The organism is Streptosporangium sp. NPDC050284, assembly GCF_044459525.1.
In the GTDB taxonomy this organism is placed as follows: Bacteria; Actinomycetota; Actinomycetes; order Streptosporangiales; family Streptosporangiaceae; genus Streptosporangium.
Map to the genome: position 1 here is coordinate 1 of NZ_JBITIZ010000009.1, position 22005 is coordinate 22005.

Below are 22005 nucleotides of genomic sequence, written 5' to 3' on the forward strand. Positions count from 1 at the left end.
ACCTCCGGTGTCGCCCCGGCTCCGTCGTTCGACGACGGGTTGAACGTCCAGCGCGTGCTGGCCGCGGTCGAGCGCAGCGCCGCCGACCAGAGCCGCCTTACATCTGTGGAGGGAATATGAGCAGGCCGATCACCTTGTTCACCGGCCAGTGGGCCGACCTGCCGTTCGAGGAGGTCTGCCGTCTCGCCTCGGGCTGGGGGTACGACGGCTTGGAGATCGCCTGCTGGGGCGACCACTTCGAGGTCGACAAAGCCCTCAGCGACGACGACTACATTCCCCGCAAGCAGGAGATGCTCGCCAAGCACAACCTGAGCGTCTACACCATCTCCAACCACCTCGTCGGCCAGGCCGTCTGCGACAGCCCCATCGACGCTCGCCACCAGGGCATCCTGCCCGCCCGCATCTGGGGCAACGGCGATCCCGAGCAGGTCCGCCGCAACGCCGCCGAGGAGATCAAGAACACCGCCCGCGCCGCCGCCAAGCTCGGCGTCGACACCGTGGTCGGCTTCACCGGCTCCTCCATCTGGCACACCGTGGCCATGTTCCCCCCGGTCCCGCCCCAGATGATCGAAGACGGATACGCCGACTTCGCCGACCGCTGGAACCCCATCCTCGACGTCTTCGACGAGGTCGGCGTCCGCTTCGCCCACGAGGTCCACCCCAGCGAGATCGCCTACGACTACCACACCACCGTGCGCACCCTGGAGGCCATCGGCCACCGCCCCGCGTTCGGCCTCAACTGGGACCCCTCCCACATGGTCTGGCAGGAGATCGACCCGGTCGCCTTCATCCTGGACTTCGCCGACCGCATCTACCACGTCGACTGCAAGGACGCCAAGGTCCGTACCGGCGACGGCCGCCGCGGTCGGCTCGCCTCCCACCTGCCCTGGGCGGATCTGCGTCGCGGCTGGGACTTCGTCTCCACCGGGCGCGGCGACGTGCCCTGGGAGGACTGCTTCCGAGCTCTCAACGCGATCGGCTACAACGGGCCGATCTCCATCGAGTGGGAGGACGCGGGGATGGACCGCCTGGACGGCGCCCCCGACGCCCTGGAGATCATCCGCAAGCTCAACTCCATCACCCCGCCCTCCACCGCCTTCGACGCCGCTTTCTCCTCCGACTGAGTCGGCCGACCCCAGGTCTCGGGACCGAGAGCCTGGGGCCTTCCGACCAAGAGGATCTTCCGGCCGACGGCTTGGCAACGGAAAGCCCCGGACGGACCTCTGAGGAACAGGAATCGGACAGGAGCCCGGGCCGTAATTCTCGGCCCGGGTCCTCGGCCGATGTCTCTGACAGAAATCCCTGACTTAATTTCATGAGTTGTTTTCATGAGTTGAGCTGGTCTGACGGAAACACATGGCCCTGAGGCATATATCCGTAATATCCGCATAACGTACGATTCCTTGCACAAGCGGGTCGGACCGTAAGATCCGGCCCGTCGCGGGGTCGTCTCCTTCGTTCCAACGACCACGTAGTACCCGCCGACGACATCCCCTCCGACCGGACGGCCGCGACGGATGTCACCGGCGCCGTCCGGCCCCGGCCGGGCGGATGAAAATCGTCATCCCCCAGGAGTCGACTCACCACAGGAGGCCAGATGCGTACGGGAGTGTGGCTGGTAGGAGCACGAGGCTCCGTCGCCGTCACGAGCGTCATCGGAGCGCTGGCGGTACGCGCCGGTCTCGCCCAGCCGACGGGCTGCGTCACGGAACTCCCCCAGTTCCGAGGCGCCGGACTGCCGGGGCTGGGAGACCTGGTGTTCGGCGGGCACGACATCGTGCCGACCCCGCTGGAGAAGAAGGCGGCCGCGCTGGCCGGAGCCGGGATCGTACCGGCCAGGCTGCTCGAACCCCTGCGCGACGAGCTCGCCAGGGTCGAGGAGAACCTGAGGCAGGTGCCGGTCGCCGAGAACCAGGCCGCGACCGCGGAGCTGATCGGCGCAGACATCACCGAGTTCCGGCTGCGGCACGATCTGGAACGGGTCGTCGTCATCAACGTCTCGACCACCGAGCCCGCCCTCGAGCCGCGTCCGGCGCACGCCGACCTGGAGCTGCTGGAGGCCGAGCTGGCGGGTTCCCGGGACCTGCTGCCGCCCAGCGCCCTGACGGCGTACGCCGCCTTCCGCGCCGGCTGCCCCTACCTGGACTTCACCCCCTCGACGGGCGCCAGGCTGCCCGCTCTGGACCGGCTCGCCGACCTGATGGGACTGCCGTACGGGGGGCACGACGGCAAGACCGGCGAGACGCTCGTCAAGTCGGTGCTCGCCCCGATGTTCGCCCAGCGCAACCTCCGGGTTCGCACCTGGTCGGGGATGAACCTCCTCGGCGGGGGAGACGGCGCCAACCTCGCCGACCCCGCGGCCAACGCCGCCAAGGCCGCCAGCAAGCAGCGGGTGCTGGGCGAGACGCTCGGCTACACCCCGCAGGGCGAGACCCGCATCGAGTACGTGGAGGACATCGGCGACTTCAAGACCGCCTGGGACCTGGTCACCTTCGAAGGGTTCCTGGGGACGTCCATGCGCATGGAGTTCAGCTGGCACGGCTGCGACTCCGCCCTCGCCGCGCCCCTGATTCTGGATCTGGCGAGGCTCACGGCGGCGGCGCATCGCCTTGGCCGCACCGGGCCGCTGGGCGAGCTGGCCTTCTTCTTCAAGGACCCGCTCGGGGAGGCACCGCACGCGCTGGCCGACCAGTGGCGGGTGCTGCTCGCGTTCGCCGACACCCTCGGAGAAGGGGAGCGGGTCTGATGCCGTCGCCGCGCGACTTCGCGGAGCTCGTGCGCGCCCCCGCCGCCCTCTCCGTCCCCGGTGACGTCGTCGCGGGAGCCGCCGCCGGCCAGGTGCTGGGTGGTAGGACCCTCGGACTGGCGTGCTCCTCGGTCTGCCTGTACTGGGCGGGAATGGCCGCCAACGACTGGGCCGACCGCCACCTGGACGCGGAGGAACGCCCGGAGCGGCCGATCCCCTCGGGCCGCGTGTCGCCGGGCGCCGCGCTCGGCGTGGCCGCGGGGCTCACCGTCGCGGGTCTGGCGGCGGCCGGGCTCTCCGGTGGACGCCGAGCCCTGGCGGTCGCCGTCCCGCTCGCCGCCGCCGTCTGGTCGTACGACCTGGTGGCCAAGAACACGGTGGCGGGACCGCTGGTGATGGCGCTCTGCCGAGGCCTCGACGTGCTGCTGGGTGCCACCCCGGGACGGAGCGTCGCGGACGCGCTGCCCTCGGCTCTCACCGTCGCAGCCCACACCTACCTGCTCACCGCGCTGTCGCGCGCCGAGGTGTCCGGCTCGGACCGGAGCCTGCCCGCGGCGACCCTGGCCGGCACCGTCGCGCTCGCCGTGGCCACCGCCCTGGGGCGCGGCGACACCTCGTCCACTCCGCAGACCGTGCGTGCGGCGCGGGTGGTGCGGGCCGTGCAGGCGGGACTCACCGGCTGGTACGCCGCCAGGTTCGGCATGTCCCAGGCTCAGGCGGTCGCCGAACCCTCGGCCTCCCGGCTGCGGGCCGCCGTCGGCACCGGCATCGTCGCGCTGCCCGCTCTGCAGGGCGCGCTCGTCGCCCGCAGCGGCGCCACCCGCGAGGGGATCGCGGTCGCGGCGGCCGTCCCGCTCGGCCGGGCCCTCGCCAGGAAGGTCTCTCCCACATGAGCCCCGGTGGCACCGAGACGAGCGCTGAGACGAGTGCCGGGCTGAGGTTCGGCTACGGCACCAACGGGTTCGCCAACCACCGGTTGGACGACGCGCTCCGGGTCATCGCGGACCTCGGTTACCAGGGGGTCGCCCTCACGCTCGACCACGACCACCTGGACCCCTACGAGGAGGGACTGGCCCGCAGGGTCGCGGCCGCCGCCGACCTGCTGCGCGATCTCGGCCTCGGCGTGGTCGTCGAGACCGGGGCCCGCTACCTGCTGGACCCCTGGCACAAGCACGCCCCCACGCTGCTGCACGACGAGCGCGAGAAGCGCCTGGACTTCCTGAACCGGGCGGTCGCGATAGGCGCCGACCTGGGAGCCGAGGCGGTGTCGTTCTGGGCGGGCGTGCGCCCGGAGACGGTCGACGAGGCCACGGCCTGGGCCAGGCTCGTCGACGGCTGCGCCCGTCTCGCCGAGACGGCCTTCGCCGCCGGGGTGCCGCTGGGCTTCGAGCCCGAGCCCGGCATGCTCGTCGAGACGATCGCCGGATGGCGCAAGCTGCACGCCGAACTCGGCGAACCGCCGGGGTTCGGCATCACGCTGGACATCGGCCACTGCCGCTGCCTCGAACCCGAGACGGTCCCCGACTGTGTCACGGCCGTCGCCGCCCACCTGGTCAACGTGCAGATCGACGACATGCGCCGAGGGGTGCACGAGCATCTGGAGTTCGGCGAGGGGGAGATCGACTTCCCGCCCGTGCTGCGCGCCCTCGCCGGCTGCGGCTACCGGGGCCTGGTCGCGGTCGAGCTGCCCCGCCACTCGCACGCCGCGCCCCAGGTGGCCGCCCGATCCCTGAACTTCCTGCGTACCGCCGCCGAAGGGACGAACGCATGACCTCCGAACCCGGTAACCAGACGGACAGCCTGCTGGCGGCGCTCGGCCAGGAGTGGCTCGCCGACGCGCGCGCGACCGTCGCCGCCAAGCCGGGAAGTGTCACACGGCACTTCGCCGCCGCGGGACGTCGCGCCGGACGGGCACCGTTGCCGGACGCGCCCGGCTGGAGTGCCGACGAGGCGGCGAGGGCCGTCCTGCTCGCCGCGCTCCCGCCGGAGGAGGCGGCCGGGCAGGCCGCCGACCTCTACCGGTACGGCGACGCCGACGAGAAGCGCGCCGTCCTCAAGGCCCTGCCGATGCTGCCCGTCGGCGCGGAGGCGGTGCCACTGCTGCTCGACGCGATCCGCACCAACGACACCCGCCTCGTGGCCGCCGCACTCGGCCCGTACGCCCGCCACCTCGACCAGACCATGTGGCGGCAGGCGGTACTCAAGTGCGTGTTCATGGGCGTGCCGCTCGCCGCCGTGGACCGGCTGGAGGAGCGGGCCGACGCCGAGCTGGCCGGGATGCTGGCCGCGTTCGCCGAGGAACGCACCGCCGCCGGACGCGACATCCCCGAGGACGCGACCGCACTGCTAGACCGTCTGACCAGCGAGAAGGAGGCATGATGCGTATCTTCGACCCGCACATCCACATGACGTCACGCACCACCGACGACTACGCCAGAATGGCCGCGGCCGGGGTGCTCGCCATCGTGGAGCCCGCCTTCTGGCTGGGCCAGCCCCGTACCAACCCCGGCTCGTTCACCGACTACTTCGACTCGCTGATCGGCTGGGAGCCGTACCGCGCGGGGCAGTTCGGCATCGCGCACCACGCCACCATCGCACTGAACCCCAAGGAGGCGGGGGACCCGCGCTGCCGGCCCGTGCTGGACCTGCTCCCGCGCTACCTGGAGAAGGACCGGGTCGTCGCGGTCGGTGAGATCGGTTACGACTCGATGACCCCCGAGGAGGACGACGCCTTCGAACGGCAGCTCGCGATGGCCGTCGAGCACGAGCTGCCCGCGCTCGTGCACACCCCGCACCGCGACAAGGCCGCCGGCACCCGGCGCACCCTCGACGTCGTCGCCGCCTCGGGCATCGAGCCCGGACGGGTCGCCGTCGACCACCTCAACGAGGTCACCGCGGGAATCGTGCACGACTCGGGCTGCTGGATGGGCTTCTCCATCTACCCCGAGACCAAGATGTCGCCGCCCCGCATGGTGGAGATCCTGCGCGAGCACGGTCTGGAGCGGGTGCTGGTCAACTCCGCCGCCGACTGGGGCGTGTCCGACCCGCTGCTCACCCTGGAGACCGGAAGGGCGATGCTGGAGGCCGGGTTCAGCGAGGACGACGTCGACCGGGTGCTCTGGCGCAACCCCGTGGAGTTCTACGGCCAGTCGGGACGCCTGGACCTTTCCGAGGTCGCCGGGGCGCGGGAGGCGACGTTCGAGGGCAGCTCCATCAAGCGCGGAGGGTCTTGATGCGGCTGCTTCACCCCGGTGGGCGGGCGTTGCACCTGAGCTACTGCACCAACGTGCACCCGGCCGAGGACCTCGGCGGTATCGTCGGGCAGCTCGACACCTACGCGGTGCCGATCCGTGCCCGCCTCGGCGCCGACGTGCTCGGGCTCGGGCTCTGGCTGGCCGCGCCCGTCGCCGCCGCGCTCGCCGCCGACCCCGGGCTGCTGGCCGGGTTCCGCCGCGAGCTGGACGCGCGGGGACTGGAGGTCGTGACGCTCAACGGCTTCCCCTACCGCTCGTTCCAGGACCCGGTGGTCAAGCAGGCGGTCTACCACCCCGACTGGACCACTCCGGAACGGCTCTCCTACACCCTCGACCTGGCGCGCGTCCTGGCCGCCCTCCTGCCGGACGACGCCGCGAGAGGATCGATCTCCACGCTCCCGCTCGCCTGGCGCGACCCGTGGGACGAGGACATGTCCCGCCTCGCCATGCGCAGGCTCGACGAGCTCGCCGGCGGGCTCGCCGCCGTCGAGTCCGCCACCGGCCGCGTCATCCGGGTGGCGTTCGAACCCGAGCCCGGCTGCGTGGTGGAGACCACCGACCAGGCCGTACGTGCTCTGTCCGGTGTCGACACCGACCGGCTCGGCATCTGCCTGGACCTCGCCCACCTGGCGTGCGCCTGGGAGCGGCCCGCCGACGCGCTGCGCCGGTACGCCGAGGCGGGACTGCCCGTCGTCAAGGTCCAGGTCTCCGCGGCACTGGAGAGCGACGACCCGGAGACCCTGCGCGAGTACGTCGAGCCGCGCTTCCTGCACCAGACCCGAAACGCGGCCGGCGACGAGGCCGACGACCTCGACGAGGCGTTCGAGCGGAAGCTGCCCGGACCGTGGCGGGTCCACTACCACGTGCCCCTGCACGTCGCGCCGCAGGCACCGCTCGGCACCACCGTGCCGGTGCTCCGCGAGGCCCTCGCGGAGCTGGTCGGCGGTCCCGAGCCGCTCTGCGACCACTTCGACGTGGAAACCTACACCTGGGGGGTACTGCCGCCCGCGCTGCGCCCGCAGACCCCCGACCGGCTCGCCGCGGGCATCGCCGACGAGCTTGACTTCGCCCGCGCCGCGATGCGCGATCTGGGAGTGAAAGCATGACATCGTTGCTCGTCCTCGACGTGGTGGGACTGACCCCGAGGCTGCTGGCGCACATGCCGAGGCTGCGCGCCGTCGCCGACGGCGGCTTCCAGGCCGAACTCGGCACCGTACTGCCCGCCGTCACCTGCTCGGCCCAGTCGACCTTCCTCACCGGCGTCGCGCCCACCGAGCACGGCGTCGTCGGCAACGGCTGGTACTTCCGCGAGCTGGGCGAGGTGTTCCTGTGGCGCCAGCACAACGCGCTGGTGGGCGGGGACAAGCTGTGGCACGCCGCCCGCCGCGAGCGGCCGGGCTTCACCGTGGCCAACGTGTGCTGGTGGTACGCGATGGGCGCCGACGTCGACTGGACGGTCACCCCCCGGCCCATCTACCGTGCCGACGGGCGTAAGGACCCCGACTGCTACACCTACCCGCCGGGCCTGCACGAGGAGCTCACCGGCAAGCTGGGCACCTTCCCGTTGTTCACCTACTGGGGGCCGGGCGCGGGGATCGCCTCCTCCACCTGGATCTGCCGCGCCACCGAGCAGATCATGAAGGACCACAACCCCGACCTGACCCTGGCGTACGTGCCGCACCTGGACTACGACCTGCAGAGGTTCGGCCCGTCCGACCCGCGCTCGGCCGCCGCCGCCTCCGAGCTCGACACCGTGCTCGCCCCCCTGCTGGACGCCGCCGCCGCGCGCGGGACCACCGTGGTGGCACTGTCGGAGTACGGCATCACCGACGTCTCCCGCCCGGTCGACATCAACCGGCTGCTGCGGACCGAGGGCCTGCTTGAGGTCTACACCCAGGACGGCATGGAGTATCTCGACCCCTGGACGTCACGCGCGTTCGCCGTCGCCGACCATCAGGTGGCCCACGTCTACGTCGCCGACCCCGCCGACATCCCGGCCGTGGCCAAGCTCTGCGCGGGCCTGCCCGGGGTCGCCGAGGTGCTCGACGAGGAGGGCAAGACGAGGAACGGGCTGGCACACTCCCGGGCGGGGGAGCTGGTGCTCGTCTCCGAGCCCGACGCGTGGTTCACCTACTACTACTGGCTCGACGACACCCGCGCCCCCGACTTCGCCAACCTGGTCGAGATCCACCGCAAGCCCGGCTACGACCCGGCGGAACTGTTCTTCGACCCCGCGGACCCCGGAGCAGCCAAGCGCCGCGCCGCCATGGCGCTGCTGCGCAAGAAGACCGGCATGCGCTACACGATGAACGTGGTCGGCCTCGACGCGGGCGCCCGTGCCATCCGAGGCTCGCACGGTCGTCTGCCGGACAACCCCCTCGACGGCCCGGTGCTGCTCTGCTCGGATCCGTCCGTGGCCAGCGACCGGATCGCCGCCACCGAGGTCAAGGACCTGCTGCTCCAGCTCTCCCTGCGCTGAGCGGCACTTCGACGGCGCCGCCCGCCTGTGCCTTACACCCCCCGGGCGGGCGGCGCTTTCCACTTTCTCGTCAGCTCGCGGGGTGGCGGTCACGGCGGGTGCGGAGCTTGTGGCGGTTGCCGCAGCGGTCCATCGAGCACCAGCGTCGCGCTCCCGGACGGGAGGTGTCGAGAAAGAGCAGCGGGCAGCGCTCGCCGTCGCACACCCTGATCCGGTCGAGGGCCGGCCCGCCGAACACCTCGACGGCGTCGCGGGCCGCGGCGGAGAGGAACTGCGTTCCGGTGACGGGCAAGGCCCAGGAACGCTTCAGGCCGGGGCCGATGACCGGGATGGGCGGCGCCGCCGCGGCGGCCTCGTTCAGCGTGGTTAGGTCGGCCTCGGAGAAGGCGCGCGAGCCCGAGGCGGCGGTCGCGGCGAGCCGCTGGAGGGCGGCGCGCAGGCGGAGGACCGCGGCGAGGTCGTCGGCGGAGACCTGGACGAGGTCGCCGAGGCCCGCCCTGGAGAGCGGTATCCAGGCGGCGAGGTCGCCGGGTGTGTGCAGCCGCTCCCACTTCGCCAGCCCTCCCTCACCTCCGGTGACGAGAAGCTCCAGGCACAGTGTGCCGGCGTCGAACCTGAAGCGCTGCCCGCCGCGGGAGCCGAGCTCCATCACGTTTGCCAGGTTCATGGGTCGAGTGTAACACTGACACCGGTTAAACAGGTGTCAGTGAGAGGGAGTGCGGCGATGAGCCCCGAGCGTGAGCAGGCCGAACGTGAGTCGATCGAGCGTGAGCTGATCGAACTGTCCGAGCGGGCCTGGGAGGCGAACAGGAACGGCGACGCGGAGTTCTACGACCGCCTCCTCACCGAGGCGCCGCTGAGCGTGTCGCAGTGGGGGATCGTCGACGACCGGGAGGCGATCCTGAAGGGGTTCGCCGAGAACCGCAACCCGTACACGCGTACGGATCTGAGCGACCACCGGGTGATCGTCCTGAGTGACGGCAGCGCGGCCCACACCGTCACCGTGGAGATCGACGTGCTCGTCGGCGGCACCGACAAGCAGACCATGAGGGTCTTCGCCACCACCGTGCTGACCCGCCGCGACGGCGAGTGGAGGGCCGCCCTGTTCCAGATCAGCCCGGCCCCCACCGGGTGAGACCCGTCCCTGTCCGGTGACATCGAAAAGCCGAGTCTTGGGGGGGGGGGGGGGGCCCCCCCCCCCCCCCGGGCGGGGGGGGGGGGGGCGCCCCCCCCCCCACCCCCCCCGGGGGGGGGGGGGGGCCCCCCCCCCCCCCCCACCCCTCGGCTCGGAGGTGGTCAGCCGACGCCGCAGTCCCTTCCGTCGAGGTTGAAGCGCACGGGGGTGGGCGTGGGGCCGCTGTAGGAGGCGACGAATCCGACCTGTGCCGTCGAGCCCGCGGGGATGACCCTGTTCCACTGCTCGCTCGTGGCGGTGAGCCGTGAGCCGGTCTGGGTCCAGCCCGCGGACCAGCCGGAGACGAGGCGCACGGCCGATGTCGGGTAGTCGACCGTCAGCGTCCAGTCGTCGAACGCGGTCGTGCCGACGTTGTGTACGGTGATCTGCGCGCTCAGCCCTGAACCCCACGTTGTCGCGTGGTACGACACCGTGCACGACGACGGCAACGGGCTGGGGCTGGGGGAGGGGAGACCTCCCCTGGCGAGGGCCGACAGCGGATCGGACGGAGCGCTGAGGTTGCCGGCCGCGTCCCTGGCGACCACGACGTAGGTGTAGCGCTCCCCGATGACCAGGCCGGATTCCCCGGAGCTCTGGTACGAGGGATAGGTGGTCGTGCCGACCTTGACGTATCCCGTCGAGGTCTCGCGGTAGACGTCGTACGCCGTCACCGCCACGTTGTCGCTCGACGGCTGCCAGCAGAACGCGACGCCCCGGTAGTCCCACGGACAGGGTTCGTTCAGGCCGGTCGGCTTGGAGGGGGGCACGCGGTCGCCCGGCGGGGGGCTCGGCGAGGCGCTCGGCGTCATGCCGACCGTCGCGGACACCGTGATAAGAGCGGAGGGCGGGCTGATGTTCCCCGCCGAGTCCCTGGCCACGACGTACATCGTGTACAAGCGGTTCAGGTCGCCCGAGAAGCCGCCGACCGTGCCGGTCGTGGTGGCTGCGAGGACGAAGCCGTCGACCCTCAGGCGATACAGGTCGTAGCCGGCGACCCCCGTGTCGTCCGTCGAGGGATTCCAGCAGATGGAGGCGTAGCCGGTCGAGGTGGGGATGCCCGGAACCGGGCAGGGCCGCGTTCCGGTGGGACGTGTCGGTGGCGTGGTGTCGTCGGCCGCCCCTGCCGGAACGGCGTAATGAGGGGCGTTTCTCGCCGGGGCGGCGGCCAGGGCCGTCTCTCCGGCCGGGCCGATCGTCAGTGCCGTGATGAGTAAGGCCAGGGTGAGAAGTCCCAGGGTGAGGAGGACCGCCCCCAGGGATCGCCTGCCAGGTTGCATGATGCCTCTATCAGATCGCGTCGGCGTGTGACCCCCCGCAGGGATTGTGAACCACTTCCGAGATCCCGTAAAGCGGGCCGGTCCGGTGTGCCTCGGTCTTCGACCGGATCTGTCGGACGATCGAGGTGAGGGTACGGGTGTCGAGGGCGTCCGGCGGGTGATCCGTCGTTCGTGGCTCCTGCCGGTCGTTCCAGCGAGTGTCGGCGGCGATTTTGTCGGTGGGCTGTCGTAGCGTCGGTGCCCACGACCGTGGCGGGCGTGTCGCGAGCGGAGTCGGCTCCGAGCCCGGCCGGACGATCGGGAGTGTGGCGCGGTGCCGGCAAGGGTCGGCGCCGGGATCGGAAAGGAGCCCCGGTGAGTGGTGTACGAGTGCTGGTCGGCACGCGCAAGGGCGCGTTCATCCTGACGTCGGACGGCAGACGCGAGCGGTGGGACATCAGCGGCCCCCACTTCGGGGGGTGGGAGATCTACCACCTCACGGGATCCCCCGCCGACCCGTCCCGCCTCTACATGTCGCAGTCTGGCGGCTGGTTCGGGCAGCTGATCCAGCGGTCCGACGACGGCGGCGCGACCTGGAAGCCGGTCGGCAACCAATTCCAGTACGACGGCGTCCCCGGCACCCACCAGTGGTACGACGGCACGCCGCACCCGTGGGAGTTCACCCGGGTCTGGCACCTGGAGCCATCGCTCACCGACCCGGACACGGTGTACGCGGGTGTCGAGGACGCCGCCCTGTTCCGCTCGGCCGACGGCGGGCAGAGCTGGCAGGAGCTGCCCGGGTTGCGCGAGCATCGCTCGGGGCCCTCCTGGCAGCCGGGTGCCGGTGGGATGTGCCTGCACACGGTCGTCGCGGACCCGCGCGATCCCGGGCGCATCACCGTGGCGATCTCGGCCGCGGGTGTGTTCAGGACCGACGACGCCGGCAAGAGCTGGCAGCCGAAGAACCGGGGTCTGAGCTCGGGGGGCATTCCCGACCAGGACGCCGAGGTCGGCCACTGCGTTCACCACATCGCGATGCACCCCTCGCGTCCTGACGTGCTCTTCATGCAGAAACACTGGGACGTGATGCGCAGTGACGACGCCGGTGAGTCGTGGCACGAGATCAGCGGCGACCTGCCCAGCGACTTCGGGTTCCCGATCGCCGTCCACGCGCACGAGCCGGACACCGTCTACGTCGTCCCGATCAAGAGCGACTCGGAGCACTACCCGCCCGAGGGAAGACTGCGCGTCTACCGCAGCCGGACGGGCGGAAACGAGTGGGAGCCGCTCACCAGGGGCCTGCCGCAGAGCCACTGTTACGTCAACGTGCTGCGGGACGCGATGGCCGTCGACTCGCTGGACTCGTGCGGCGTCTACTTCGGCACCACCGGCGGGCAGGTGTACGCGTCCGCCGACTCCGGCGACAACTGGATGCCCATCGCCAGGGACCTGCCGGCCGTGCTGTCCGTCGAAGTCCAGACGCTTCCATGATCCGCGTGGTGCTCCCGGTGCATCTGCGCAACCTCGCGAGTACGGGAGGCGAGGTGGAGCTCCATGTTCAGGGGCAGGTGACGCAGCGTTCGGTCCTCGACGCGCTTGAGGCCCGCTACCCGATGTTGCGCGGGACGATCCGCGACCACGTCACGCAGCGTCGCCGCCCCTTCGTGCGGTTCTTCGCCTGCGAGCTGGATCTGTCCCACGAGTCGCCGGACACCCCGCTGCCCGAGCCGGTCGCGACGGGAGCCGAGCCGTTCATGGTCGTGGGGGCGATGGCGGGCGGGTAGGCGCGGAGGAGGGCCGTCCGCCTCCCTGCGGTCGCGGTATCGGGGTGACCGCACAGGGCGGACGCTCGGCTCCACGTGCCGGGGGCCGGCGGGCCGCACGCGAGACAGGGGACGCGTTCGTCCGGGAGGTGGTCCGGGGCCCGCGTAGGGAAGGCGTCAAGTCTTGGCACCGGGGCGTATGGAACCCGTCAAGACGCGCAGGAAGCGCGGAAAACGGCGGTTTCCTTGCGTATGCCTCACCCGTCGGGTGATGGCGGACAAACCCCGGATGCGAGGAGTGGGGATGGCAGACGTCATCTTCGTCGCCCTGACGGTCGCGGTCTTCGCGATCCTCGGGCTGGCCGTCAGAGCGGTGGAACGGTTGTGAGCGCCGTCAACGCCGCGGGTCTGGTCGTGGTCGCAGGACTGGTGGTCTTCATGGTCGCGGCCCTGCTCTTCCCGGAGCGCTTCTGATGAGGGAGCGCTCCTGATGTCCTCGACCACGGCGGGGATCTGGTTCATCGGATCCCTCGTCGCCGCCCTCGCGCTCGTACACCGGCCGCTGGGCGACCACATGTACCGCGTCTACACCGGCACGAGACACCTCGCCGCCGAACGCGTGATCTACCGGCTCGTCGGTGTCCGGCCGGACGTCGAGCAGAGGTGGGGCGTCTACGCCCGCGCCCTGCTGGCGTTCTCGGTGACATCCGTCCTGTTCCTCTACGGTCTGCAGCGGCTGCAGGACAGGTTGTTCCTGTCGCTGGGGCTCGCCCCGGTGCCCGACCACGTCGCCTGGAACACCGCCGTCAGCTTCGTCACCAACACCAACTGGCAGGCCTACCCGGGTGAGTCGACGATGGGCTACCTGGTGCAGATGTCCGGCCTGGCGGTGCAGAACTTCGTGTCCGCCTCGGTGGGCATGGCGGTGGCGATCGCGCTGGTCCGCGGCTTCGCCCGCAGGAGGACCGAGGAGCTCGGCAACTTCTGGGTGGACCTGGTCCGCGGCGTCGTCCGCGTCCTGCTGCCGCTCGCCCTCGTCGGCGCGGTCGTGCTGCTGGCGGGCGGCCTGATCCAGAACTTCACCGCCCCGCACGAGGTGACCACCCTGACCGGCGGCACCCAGACGATCACCGGCGGCCCGGTGGCCGGTCAGGAGATCATCAAGGAGCTGGGCAACAACGGCGGCGGGTTCTACAACACGAACTCGGCCCACCCGTTCGAGAACGCCACCGCCTGGACGAACTGGTTCGAGATCCTCGTGATCCTGCTGATCCCGTTCGCGCTGCCCCGCACGTTCGGCCGCATGGTCGGCGACACCCGGCAGGGCCACGCGATCGTCGCGATCATGGGGACGCTCGCGCTGGCGAGCGTCGCGCTGCTGACCGCGCTGGAGACGGCCCACGGCGGCACGGTCCCGCAGGCGGTGGGCGCGGCGATGGAGGGCAAGGAGGTGCGCTTCGGCGTGCCAGACTCCGCCACCTTCGCCGCCGCCACCACGCTCACCTCCACCGGAGCGGTCAACTCCTCCCACGACTCGTTCACCGCGCTCGGCGGCATGCTCACGATGTTCAACATGATGCTCGGCGAGGTCGCCCCCGGCGGCGCGGGCGCGGGCCTGTACGGCATGCTCGTCCTCGCCGTGATCACGGTCTTCGTGGCCGGCCTCATGGTCGGCCGCACCCCCGAGTACCTGGGCAAGAGGATCGGCTCCCGCGAGATCAAGTTCGCCGCGATGTACTTCCTGGTCACGCCGCTGCTCGTGCTGACCGGCACGGCGCTGGCGATGGGCTCGGCCGAGCGGCGGGCGAGCATGCTCAACGGCGGTCCGCACGGTTTCTCCGAGGTGCTGTACGCCTTCACCAGCGCTTCCAACAACAACGGCTCCGCCTTCGGCGGCCTCACCGCCAACACACCGTGGTACGACGTCGCCCTCGGCCTGTGCATGGCCTTCGGCCGCTTCCTGCCGATCGTCTTCGTTCTCGCCCTGGCCGGATCCCTGGCAGGGCAGGCACCGGTCCCCGTCTCCGCGGGCACGCTGCCCACGCACCGCCCGCAGTTCGTCGGCATGGCCGTCGGCGTGACGGTGATCCTCGTCGCGCTGACCTTCCTGCCGGCCCTGGCGCTCGGCCCGCTCGCGGAAGGAATCCAGTGACGCCCCGGACGCTCGAAGTGCGGGGCTCTGCCCCCGCACCAGGGGAGGGAAAGGTGGGCGGCGGCCTCCTCGATCCCCGGCAGTTGCTCACCTCGCTTCCCGAGGCGGTCAGGAAGCTCAACCCGGTCACGCTCTGGCGCAACCCGGTGATGCTGATCGTCGAGGTCGGCGCGGTCTTCACCACGGTGCTCGCCGTGCTCACCCCGTCGTTCTTCGCCTGGGCCACCGTGGTGTGGCTCTGGCTCACGGTGATCTTCGCCAACCTGGCCGAGGCGGTCGCCGAGGGGCGCGGCAAGGCCCAGGCGGCCACGCTGCGCGACGCCAAGCGCGACACCACGGCGCGGCGGCTGCGCGGACGCGACTCCACCGACTGGGACGTCGTCGGAGCCTCCGAGCTGCTGCGGGGTGATTTCGTCGTCGTGGAGGCGGGGGAGGTCATCCCCGGTGACGGCGACGTGGTCGACGGCATCGCCTCGGTGGACGAGTCGGCCATCACCGGCGAGTCCGCCCCGGTCATCCGCGAGTCGGGTGGCGACAGGTCGGCGGTGACCGGCGGCACGAAGGTGCTGAGCGACCGGATCGTCGTCCAGATCACCCAGCGACCCGGCGAGAGCTTCATCGACCGGATGATCGCCCTGGTCGAGGGCGCAGACAGGCAGAAGACGCCCAACGAGATCGCTCTCAACATCCTGCTCGCCGCCCTGACGATCATCTTCCTGGTCGCGACCGCGACCATGCAGCCGCTGGCGATCTACGCCAAGGCCCAGAATCCCGGCGTACCTGACTCACTCGCTCTCACCGGGGACGGTGTCACCGGTGTCGTGCTGGTCGCGCTGCTGGTCTGCCTCATTCCGACCACCATCGGGGCGCTGCTCTCGGCGATCGGCATCGCCGGCATGGACCGGCTCGTCCAGCGCAACGTTCTCGCGATGAGCGGCCGCGCGGTCGAAGCCGCAGGAGACGTCAACACCCTGCTGCTGGACAAGACCGGCACCATCACGCTGGGCAACCGGCAGGCGTCGGAGTTCCTCACCGCCCCCGGCGTCTCCGCCGACGAGCTGGCCACGGCCGCGCAGCTGGCCAGTCTCGCCGACGAGACCCCCGAGGGCCGTTCCATCGTGGTCTACGCCAAGCAGGCGTACGGCCTGAGGGAGCGCGGGCCGGGAGAGCTGGCGGGTGCCGAGTGGATCGGGTTCACCGCGCAGACCCGGATGAGCGGGGTCGACCTCGACCGCCGCCGGATCCGCAAGGGTTCCGCCACCGCCGTCATGAAATGGGTACGCGAGCACGGCGGTCACCCCACCGACGAGGTCGGCGGCATCGTCGACGCGGTCTCCGGATCCGGCGGCACCCCGCTGGTCGTCGGGGAGGTCACGGGGGAGGCCGGGGGCGCCGGGGGCGCCGGGGGCGCCGGGGGCAGGGCACGGGTCCTGGGTGTCGTCCATCTCAAGGACGTCGTCAAGCAGGGCATGCGCGAACGCTTCGACGAGATGCGCAGGATGGGGATCCGCACCGTCATGATCACGGGCGACAACCCGCTGACGGCGAGGGCCATCGCCGGCGAGGCGGGCGTGGACGACTTCCTCGCCGAGGCCACGCCCGAGGACAAGCTCGCCCTGATCAGATCGGAGCAGGAGGGCGGCAGGCTGGTCGCGATGACCGGAGACGGCACCAATGACGCGCCCGCGCTCGCTCAGGCGGACGTCGGGGTGGCGATGAACACCGGCACGTCGGCCGCGAAGGAGGCCGGCAACATGGTCGACCTCGACTCCAACCCGACCAAGCTCATCGAGATCGTCGAGATCGGCAAGCAACTGCTCATCACCCGCGGCGCGCTGACGACCTTCTCGATCGCGAACGACGTCGCCAAGTACTTCGCGATCATTCCCGCGATGTTCGCGGCGGTCTACCCGGGCCTGGACGCGCTGAACGTCATGCGCCTGTCCAGCCCGCAGTCGGCGGTCCTGTCCGCGGTCGTCTTCAACGCGGTCGTCATCGTGGCGCTGATACCGCTAGCCCTGCGTGGTGTGCGCTACCGCCCCTCCAGCGCCTCGAGGCTGCTCAGCCGCAACCTCTACGTCTACGGTCTGGGCGGGATCGTCGTGCCCTTCGTCGGCATCAAGTTGATAGATGTGATTGTCCAGTTTCTTCCGGGGGTGTCTTAAATGGAACGCCTGCCCAGCTGGATCCGCCGACATCTCGCCGCGCTCCGGGCGCTGCTCGCCCTCACCCTCGTCACCGGGGCCTTCTACCCGCTCGTGGTCACCGGCATCGCCCAGACGGTGTTCCACGCCGGCGCCAACGGCTCCCTCGTCCAGAAGGACGGAAAGGACGTGGGAAGCGCGCTCGTCGGCCAGAGCTTCACCGGCGCTGACGGCAGACCGGTCGGCCGCTACTTCCAGAGCAGGCCGTCGATGGCCGGCGCCGGCTACGACATGCTCTCCACCGCCGCGAGCAACCTCGGGCCCGAGGACGTCGTGGACGTCCTGCCCGTCCCCGGGACGAACGGCGGGGAGGGCAGGCGGAGCCTGCTCACCCAGGTCTGCGCCCGCTCCAGGGCCGTCGGGGAGCTGGAGGGGGTCAGCGGCGCCCGGCCGTACTGCGCGCCCGACGGGACGGGCGCCGTGCTGAAGGTCTTTCCGGTCGCGGGCGTCCCCTCCCGGGTCGTGAGCGTGAACCAGGCCTGTCCCGCGAGCCCGTTCGTCGCCGAGTATCGTGGTGTGAAGGTCGAGTGCGGCAGGCCGGGCGAGGACTACGCGACCGGGCGCACCGTCCCGGTCCGCGGTACGGCGAGGGCCGTGGTGCCCGCAGACGCGGTCACCGCCAGTGGCTCCGGCCTCGATCCGGACATCTCCGTCGCGTACGCCGACCTTCAGGCGCCCCGGGTGGCCAGAGAGCGCGGCCTGCCCGTGGAGACGGTGAGGGGGCTGATCATGGAGAACACCACCGGCCGTTCCCTCGGCTTCATGGGCGAACCGGCGGTGAACGTCCTCGAACTCAACCTGGCCCTCGACAGATGAGCAGGGGGCGAGGGCGGCTGCGCGTCTATCTCGGGGCAGCCCCGGGTGTCGGCAAGACGTACATGATGCTCTGCGAGGGGCACCGCCGCCTCGCGAGGGGCACCGACGTCGTCGTGGGCCTCGCCGAGACCCACGACCGTCCCCGCACCGCCGAGCTGCTCGACGGCATAGAGGCGATCCCGCGCAAGAGCATGGTCCACCGCGAAAGCGTGTTCACCGAGCTCGACGTGGACGCCGTCATCGCCAGGAGGCCCAGGGTGGCCCTGGTCGACGAGCTGGCCCACACCAACGTGCCGGGCTCGCGCAACGCCAAGCGCTGGCAGGACATCGAGGAGATCCTGGAGGCGGGCATCGACGTCATCTCCACCGTCAACATCCAGCACCTGGAGTCGCTCAACGACGTGGTCAAGGAGATCACCGGGGTGGCCCAGCGCGAGACGGTGCCCGACGAGGTGGTGCGCCGCGCGGACCAGGTGGAGCTGGTGGACATGGACCCGGAGGCGCTGCGACGGCGGATGGCGCACGGCAACGTGTACGCCCCGGAAAAGGTCGACGCGGCACTGTCGAACTACTTCAGGGCCGGCAACCTGACCGCGTTGCGCGAGCTGGCGCTGCTGTGGGTGGCGGACAAGGTCGACGAGCAGCTCGACCGCTACCGCGCCGATCACGGCATCGCGGGCACCTGGGAGGCGCGCGAGCGCGTCGTGGTCGCGCTGACCGGTGGCCCGGAGGGCGACGCGCTGATTCGGCGGGCCGCCAGGGTCGCGGGCAGGGGCCAGGGGGCCGACCTGCTGGCCGTGCACGTCACACGCTCCGACGGCCTGGCCGGAGCCGACCCCGCGAGCACGGCCCGTCAGCGCACCCTGGTGGAGGACCTGGGCGGCACCTACCACCAGGTCGTCGGTGATGACGTACCGACCGCACTGCTGGACTTCGCGCGCGGCGTGAACGCCACCCAGCTGGTGCTGGGGGCCTCCCGGCGTGGCCGGTTCGCCCAGATCCTCTCGCGGGGGGTCGGGGTGACCACGACCGCGCGCTCCGGGTCCATCGACGTTCACATGATCACTCACGACGAGGTGAAAAGGACGCGTGCCCGCGCTCCGTCACGGGCCGCGCTGACCCGCACCCGCCGGGTGGCGGGCTGGCTCCTCGCGGTTCTCGGGCTGCCGCTCCTGACCCTGGCACTGCGGCCCTTCCACGGCGCCGTGAACCTGCCGAGCGACATACTGCTCTTCCTGCTCATGGTGGTCGTGGTCGCCCTGGTCGGCGGCATGTGGCCGGCCGTCACCGCCGCCGTGCTCGGCTTCCTGCTGCTCAACTACTTCTTCACCGCGCCCGTCGATCGCCTCGCCGTCGCAGCCCCGGAGAACCTGTTCGCACTGAGCGTCTACGTGCTGGTGGCCGTCATGGTGAGCGCGGTCGTGGACGTCGCCGCCCGCCGTACCCGGGAGGCGGCCCGCGCCCGCGCCGAGGCGGAGGTCCTCTCCACCCTGGCCGGGCACGTGCTCCGCGGCGAGCACGCGCTCGCCTCGCTGCTCGCCCGCCTGAGGGAGACCTTCGGGCTGGCCTCGGTCACCATGCTGGAACGCGTCGGCGAGCAGGGACCCGACGACCAGTCCGACCCCGAGGCGTGGCGGATCGCGGTCACCGTCGGTGACGCGCCCTGCACCTGCCCGGGAGTCGCGGACACCGACGTCGTCATCGACGAACGGCTCGTCCTGGCCATCCGGGGCAGGCTGCTAGAGGCGTCCGACCGGCGGCTGCTGGAGGCGTTCGCCGCAGAGGCGGGGGTGGCGCTGCGGCAGGACCGGCTGGCGCAGGAGGCGGAGCGGGTCAGGCCGCTCGCCGAGGCCGACAGGATGCGCACCGCACTGCTCGCCGCGGTCAGCCACGACCTGCGCACCCCGCTCGCCTCGGCGAAGGCGGCCGTGGAGAGCCTGCGCAACACCGGCGTCGACTGGTCCGCCGAGGACAGGCGGGAGTTGCTCGCCACGGCGGACGAATCCCTGGTCAAGCTGGACCGCCTGGTGGCCAACCTGCTCGACATGAGCCGCCTGCAGGCGGGAGTGCTCGGGCTGGCACTGGAGCCGACCGCGCTCGAGGACGTCGTGCCACACGCCGTCGACGACCTCGGCCCGCTGTCCCGGCGGATCGAGGTGGACCTCTCCGCCGATCTGTCCGAGGTCGTCGCCGACCAGGTGCTGCTGGAACGAATCCTGGTCAATCTCATGTCCAACGCCGTCCGCCACAGTCCCGAGGGGCAAAACGTCCTCGTCACGGCCGGGGAGTACGGCGACCACGTGGAGCTCCGGGTCGTCGACCGGGGTGCGGGCATCCCGCGTGACGCCTACGACCAGGTCTTCATGCCCTTCCAGCGGCTCGGGGACCGCGACAACCACACCGGCGTCGGCCTGGGTCTCGCGCTCTCCCGAGGGCTCGCCGAGGCGATGGCCGGCACCCTGCTCCCTGAAGAGACACCGGGCGGTGGTCTCACCATGATCCTGACACTTCCCGTTTCCTCCCCCTCGCGAACGCGCCCCCCGGAGGAACGACGGTGACCCGCGTCCCACCACGGTGGAACGAGGCTCGGGGGCTGTTTTCCGGTGTCTCCGCGTACCGGGCGGATGCCACTCGCACCCAAGCTCTCCGCCGCGCCCCGGCGACGGCCGGTCGAGGTCTGCGTGGAAGGCTGTCAATCATGACTGTTCTGGACATTCCAACGGTGAAGCTGGTCAACGGCGCGGACATCCCGCAGGTCGGCCTGGGAACCTGGCCCATGTCGGACGCGGAGGCGGAGATCGCGGTCGCCGCCGCCGTCGAGATGGGCTACCGGCTGGTGGACACCGCCTACGCGTACTACAACGAGACCGGGGTGGGGCGTGGGCTGCGGGCCTCCGGCGTGCCGAGGGAGGAGTTGTTCGTCACCACCAAGCTGCATGACGAGTGGCACGGATACGACGCCGCGCAGGAGGCTTACCAGGCCAGCCTGGACCGGCTCGGCCTCGACTACGCCGACCTCTACCTGATCCACTGGCCGCGGCCGCGCAAGGATCGCTACGTGGAGGCCTGGAAGGGCATGGTCAAGCTGCTGAGGGACGGCCGCGTGCGGGCGATCGGCGTGTCGAACTTCAAACCGGCCCACATCGAGCGGCTGCTGGCCGAGACCGGCGTGGTGCCCGACGTGAACCAGATCCAGCTCAACCCGTTCCTCACCCGTGACGAGCCCCGGGCCTACAACGCCGGGCACGGGATCGTCACCCAGTCCTGGAGTCCCATCGGGCGAGGGGGTGACCTGCTGGAGCATCCGGCCGTCACGGCCGTCGCCGAGCGTCACGGTAGGACTCCCGCCCAGATCGTGCTGCGCTGGCACATCGAACTCGGGCTGATCACCGTGCCGAAGTCGTCCAGTGCCGAGCGGATAAGGGCCAACGCCGACATCTTCGACTTCGCCCTCACCTCGGAGGAGGTCGCCGAGCTGTCCTCCCTCGACCGGGGTGAGGCCGCCGCGATCGACTCGGACGCGGCCGATGGCTGACCTCATCGGACCTCGGCGAACCTCACCGCCGCGCTGACTCCTCGCCCGCAGGTCAGGCGTCGCCGCCCGTGGTGGCCCGGTCTCGCACAGCCGCGAGAATATTTCACGGTTAACCTATAGAGATAGTAGATTTAACCGAGACCAGTCCACGCGAGGCCGAAGGCAGAGGCGCACTGTCGGGGGGACTTTCGGATGCACGTCACGGCTCGGAGCGACTACGCCATAAGAGCGATGCTGGTCATCGCGCTGAGCGATCCCGACCCGGTCAAATCGGAGACGATGGCCCAGGCGCAGGAGATCCCGGCGAGTTTCCTGCGCGGCATCCTGACCGACCTGCGCCGCGCCGATCTCGTCTTCGCCCAGCGGGGTCACGAGGGCGGCTTCACGCTCGCCCGGCCGCCCGTCGACATCTCGGTCGGAGACGTCCTGCGCGCGGTCGGGGGCGAATTGACCTCGGTGAGGGGAGTGCCGGCCGGCGACGTGGCCTACTTCGGAGAGGCGGTGCGACTGCGCACCGTGTGGCTGAACATCGAAACCTCGATAAGCGCCATCGTCGATACCGTCAGCCTGGCGGCCCTCCTGACGCCGGCGACCCAGACCGGCAGGCGGCGCAGGGTCTGACCTCG

20 protein-coding genes are annotated in these 22005 nt (G+C 71.0%); 18 read left to right on the forward strand and 2 right to left on the reverse strand.

Annotation, left to right across the window (positions count from 1 at the left end):
- Window positions 1-116: 116 nt before the first annotated feature.
- The 8 genes from ACIBH4_RS21330 (at window position 117) to ACIBH4_RS21365 (ending at window position 8479) form a co-directional block, all read left to right on the forward strand.
- On the forward strand, window positions 117-1124 hold the full coding sequence (locus tag ACIBH4_RS21330) for a sugar phosphate isomerase/epimerase family protein (protein ID WP_362517310.1): 1008 nt from the start codon (window positions 117-119) through the stop codon (window positions 1122-1124).
- 473 nt (window positions 1125-1597) lie between these two features.
- Window positions 1598-2746, forward strand: a complete 1149-nt coding sequence (locus tag ACIBH4_RS21335) for an inositol-3-phosphate synthase (RefSeq protein WP_362517307.1) — start codon at window positions 1598-1600, stop codon at window positions 2744-2746.
- Entirely contained in the window at window positions 2746-3639 is an 894-nt protein-coding gene (locus ACIBH4_RS21340) for an SCO3242 family prenyltransferase (RefSeq protein WP_362517304.1), read from the forward strand. The genes ACIBH4_RS21335 and ACIBH4_RS21340 overlap by 1 nt, the downstream gene beginning before the upstream one ends.
- Window positions 3636-4517, forward strand: a complete 882-nt coding sequence (locus ACIBH4_RS21345; protein WP_362770317.1) for a sugar phosphate isomerase/epimerase family protein — start codon at window positions 3636-3638, stop codon at window positions 4515-4517. Before ACIBH4_RS21340 ends, ACIBH4_RS21345 begins: the two co-directional genes overlap by 4 nt.
- Window positions 4514-5125 carry an EboA domain-containing protein gene (locus tag ACIBH4_RS21350; RefSeq protein ID WP_362517298.1) on the forward strand — a complete coding sequence of 204 codons (612 nt, stop codon included), beginning with the start codon at window positions 4514-4516 and terminating at the stop codon, window positions 5123-5125. Before ACIBH4_RS21345 ends, ACIBH4_RS21350 begins: the two co-directional genes overlap by 4 nt.
- Complete coding sequence (locus ACIBH4_RS21355; RefSeq protein WP_362517321.1) at window positions 5125-5979, forward strand: TatD family hydrolase; 855 nt, start codon at window positions 5125-5127, stop codon at window positions 5977-5979. Before ACIBH4_RS21350 ends, ACIBH4_RS21355 begins: the two co-directional genes overlap by 1 nt.
- Window positions 5979-7106: a metabolite traffic protein EboE gene (gene eboE, locus ACIBH4_RS21360; RefSeq protein ID WP_362517295.1), complete on the forward strand. Its 1128-nt coding sequence runs from the start codon at window positions 5979-5981 to the stop codon at window positions 7104-7106. The genes ACIBH4_RS21355 and eboE overlap by 1 nt, the downstream gene beginning before the upstream one ends.
- On the forward strand, window positions 7103-8479 hold the full coding sequence (locus tag ACIBH4_RS21365) for a nucleotide pyrophosphatase/phosphodiesterase family protein (RefSeq protein WP_362770319.1): 1377 nt from the start codon (window positions 7103-7105) through the stop codon (window positions 8477-8479). Before eboE ends, ACIBH4_RS21365 begins: the two co-directional genes overlap by 4 nt.
- Window positions 8480-8549: 70 nt before the next feature.
- Here ACIBH4_RS21365 and ACIBH4_RS21370 read toward each other — a convergent pair whose 3' ends face one another.
- Complete coding sequence (locus ACIBH4_RS21370; protein ID WP_362770321.1) at window positions 8550-9146, reverse strand: ABATE domain-containing protein; 597 nt, start codon at window positions 9144-9146, stop codon at window positions 8550-8552.
- A 57-nt stretch (window positions 9147-9203) separates the two neighbouring features.
- Here ACIBH4_RS21370 and ACIBH4_RS21375 point away from each other — a divergent pair, with 57 nt between their 5' ends.
- Window positions 9204-9614 carry a nuclear transport factor 2 family protein gene (locus ACIBH4_RS21375; RefSeq protein ID WP_362517284.1) on the forward strand — a complete coding sequence of 137 codons (411 nt, stop codon included), beginning with the start codon at window positions 9204-9206 and terminating at the stop codon, window positions 9612-9614.
- A 161-nt stretch (window positions 9615-9775) separates the two neighbouring features.
- On the opposite strand, the gene ACIBH4_RS21380 is transcribed toward ACIBH4_RS21375, so the two are convergent.
- The gene (locus ACIBH4_RS21380) at window positions 9776-10930 is read right to left on the reverse strand and encodes a cellulose binding domain-containing protein (protein ID WP_362767652.1); all 1155 of its coding nucleotides are present in this window, start codon (window positions 10928-10930) and stop codon (window positions 9776-9778) included.
- Between the two features lie 354 nt (window positions 10931-11284).
- Here ACIBH4_RS21380 and ACIBH4_RS21385 point away from each other — a divergent pair, with 354 nt between their 5' ends.
- From ACIBH4_RS21385 to ACIBH4_RS21425, 9 genes are all read left to right on the forward strand, one after another.
- Window positions 11285-12400, forward strand: a complete 1116-nt coding sequence (locus tag ACIBH4_RS21385; RefSeq protein ID WP_362517278.1) for an exo-alpha-sialidase — start codon at window positions 11285-11287, stop codon at window positions 12398-12400.
- Complete coding sequence (locus tag ACIBH4_RS21390; RefSeq protein WP_362517275.1) at window positions 12397-12693, forward strand: MoaD/ThiS family protein; 297 nt, start codon at window positions 12397-12399, stop codon at window positions 12691-12693. The genes ACIBH4_RS21385 and ACIBH4_RS21390 overlap by 4 nt, the downstream gene beginning before the upstream one ends.
- Window positions 12694-13056: 363 nt before the next feature.
- Window positions 13057-13146 (forward strand): K(+)-transporting ATPase subunit F, encoded by a 90-nt coding sequence (gene kdpF, locus ACIBH4_RS21395; RefSeq protein WP_113705100.1) that lies wholly within the window; start codon window positions 13057-13059, stop codon window positions 13144-13146.
- A gap of 16 nt (window positions 13147-13162) precedes the next feature.
- Window positions 13163-14824: a potassium-transporting ATPase subunit KdpA gene (kdpA, locus tag ACIBH4_RS21400; protein ID WP_362517271.1), complete on the forward strand. Its 1662-nt coding sequence runs from the start codon at window positions 13163-13165 to the stop codon at window positions 14822-14824.
- A gap of 53 nt (window positions 14825-14877) precedes the next feature.
- On the forward strand, window positions 14878-16989 hold the full coding sequence (gene kdpB / locus ACIBH4_RS21405; protein ID WP_362517268.1) for a potassium-transporting ATPase subunit KdpB: 2112 nt from the start codon (window positions 14878-14880) through the stop codon (window positions 16987-16989).
- Window positions 16990-17844, forward strand: coding sequence for a potassium-transporting ATPase subunit C (locus ACIBH4_RS21410; protein WP_362767647.1), 855 nt, complete (start codon window positions 16990-16992; stop codon window positions 17842-17844).
- Complete coding sequence (locus ACIBH4_RS21415) at window positions 17841-20402, forward strand: DUF4118 domain-containing protein (RefSeq protein WP_362767644.1); 2562 nt, start codon at window positions 17841-17843, stop codon at window positions 20400-20402. Before ACIBH4_RS21410 ends, ACIBH4_RS21415 begins: the two co-directional genes overlap by 4 nt.
- Window positions 20403-20542: 140 nt before the next feature.
- Window positions 20543-21379, forward strand: a complete 837-nt coding sequence (locus ACIBH4_RS21420; RefSeq protein ID WP_362517259.1) for an aldo/keto reductase — start codon at window positions 20543-20545, stop codon at window positions 21377-21379.
- Between the two features lie 192 nt (window positions 21380-21571).
- Window positions 21572-22000 (forward strand): Rrf2 family transcriptional regulator, encoded by a 429-nt coding sequence (locus ACIBH4_RS21425; RefSeq protein ID WP_362517256.1) that lies wholly within the window; start codon window positions 21572-21574, stop codon window positions 21998-22000.
- Window positions 22001-22005: the final 5 nt, after the last annotated feature.

Bases quoted from the DNA above. Each gene is read 5' to 3' on its own strand.
- ACIBH4_RS21375 (WP_362517284.1), top strand. From the start codon at position 9,204: ATGAGCCCCGAGCGTGAGCAGGCCGAACGTGAGTCGATCGAGCGTGAG.
- ACIBH4_RS21425 (WP_362517256.1), top strand. From the start codon at position 21,572: ATGCACGTCACGGCTCGGAGCGACTACGCCATAAGAGCGATGCTGGTC.
- ACIBH4_RS21410 (WP_362767647.1), top strand. From the start codon at position 16,990: ATGGAACGCCTGCCCAGCTGGATCCGCCGACATCTCGCCGCGCTCCGG.
- ACIBH4_RS21420 (WP_362517259.1), top strand. From the start codon at position 20,543: ATGACTGTTCTGGACATTCCAACGGTGAAGCTGGTCAACGGCGCGGAC.
- ACIBH4_RS21370 (WP_362770321.1), bottom strand. From the start codon at position 9,146: ATGAACCTGGCAAACGTGATGGAGCTCGGCTCCCGCGGCGGGCAGCGC.
- kdpA (WP_362517271.1), top strand. From the start codon at position 13,163: ATGTCCTCGACCACGGCGGGGATCTGGTTCATCGGATCCCTCGTCGCC.
- ACIBH4_RS21355 (WP_362517321.1), top strand. From the start codon at position 5,125: ATGCGTATCTTCGACCCGCACATCCACATGACGTCACGCACCACCGAC.
- eboE (WP_362517295.1), top strand. From the start codon at position 5,979: ATGCGGCTGCTTCACCCCGGTGGGCGGGCGTTGCACCTGAGCTACTGC.
- ACIBH4_RS21335 (WP_362517307.1), top strand. From the start codon at position 1,598: ATGCGTACGGGAGTGTGGCTGGTAGGAGCACGAGGCTCCGTCGCCGTC.
- ACIBH4_RS21390 (WP_362517275.1), top strand. From the start codon at position 12,397: ATGATCCGCGTGGTGCTCCCGGTGCATCTGCGCAACCTCGCGAGTACG.
- ACIBH4_RS21345 (WP_362770317.1), top strand. From the start codon at position 3,636: ATGAGCCCCGGTGGCACCGAGACGAGCGCTGAGACGAGTGCCGGGCTG.
- ACIBH4_RS21340 (WP_362517304.1), top strand. From the start codon at position 2,746: ATGCCGTCGCCGCGCGACTTCGCGGAGCTCGTGCGCGCCCCCGCCGCC.
- ACIBH4_RS21415 (WP_362767644.1), top strand. From the start codon at position 17,841: ATGAGCAGGGGGCGAGGGCGGCTGCGCGTCTATCTCGGGGCAGCCCCG.
- ACIBH4_RS21380 (WP_362767652.1), bottom strand. From the start codon at position 10,930: ATGCAACCTGGCAGGCGATCCCTGGGGGCGGTCCTCCTCACCCTGGGA.
- ACIBH4_RS21365 (WP_362770319.1), top strand. From the start codon at position 7,103: ATGACATCGTTGCTCGTCCTCGACGTGGTGGGACTGACCCCGAGGCTG.
- ACIBH4_RS21350 (WP_362517298.1), top strand. From the start codon at position 4,514: ATGACCTCCGAACCCGGTAACCAGACGGACAGCCTGCTGGCGGCGCTC.
- ACIBH4_RS21330 (WP_362517310.1), top strand. From the start codon at position 117: ATGAGCAGGCCGATCACCTTGTTCACCGGCCAGTGGGCCGACCTGCCG.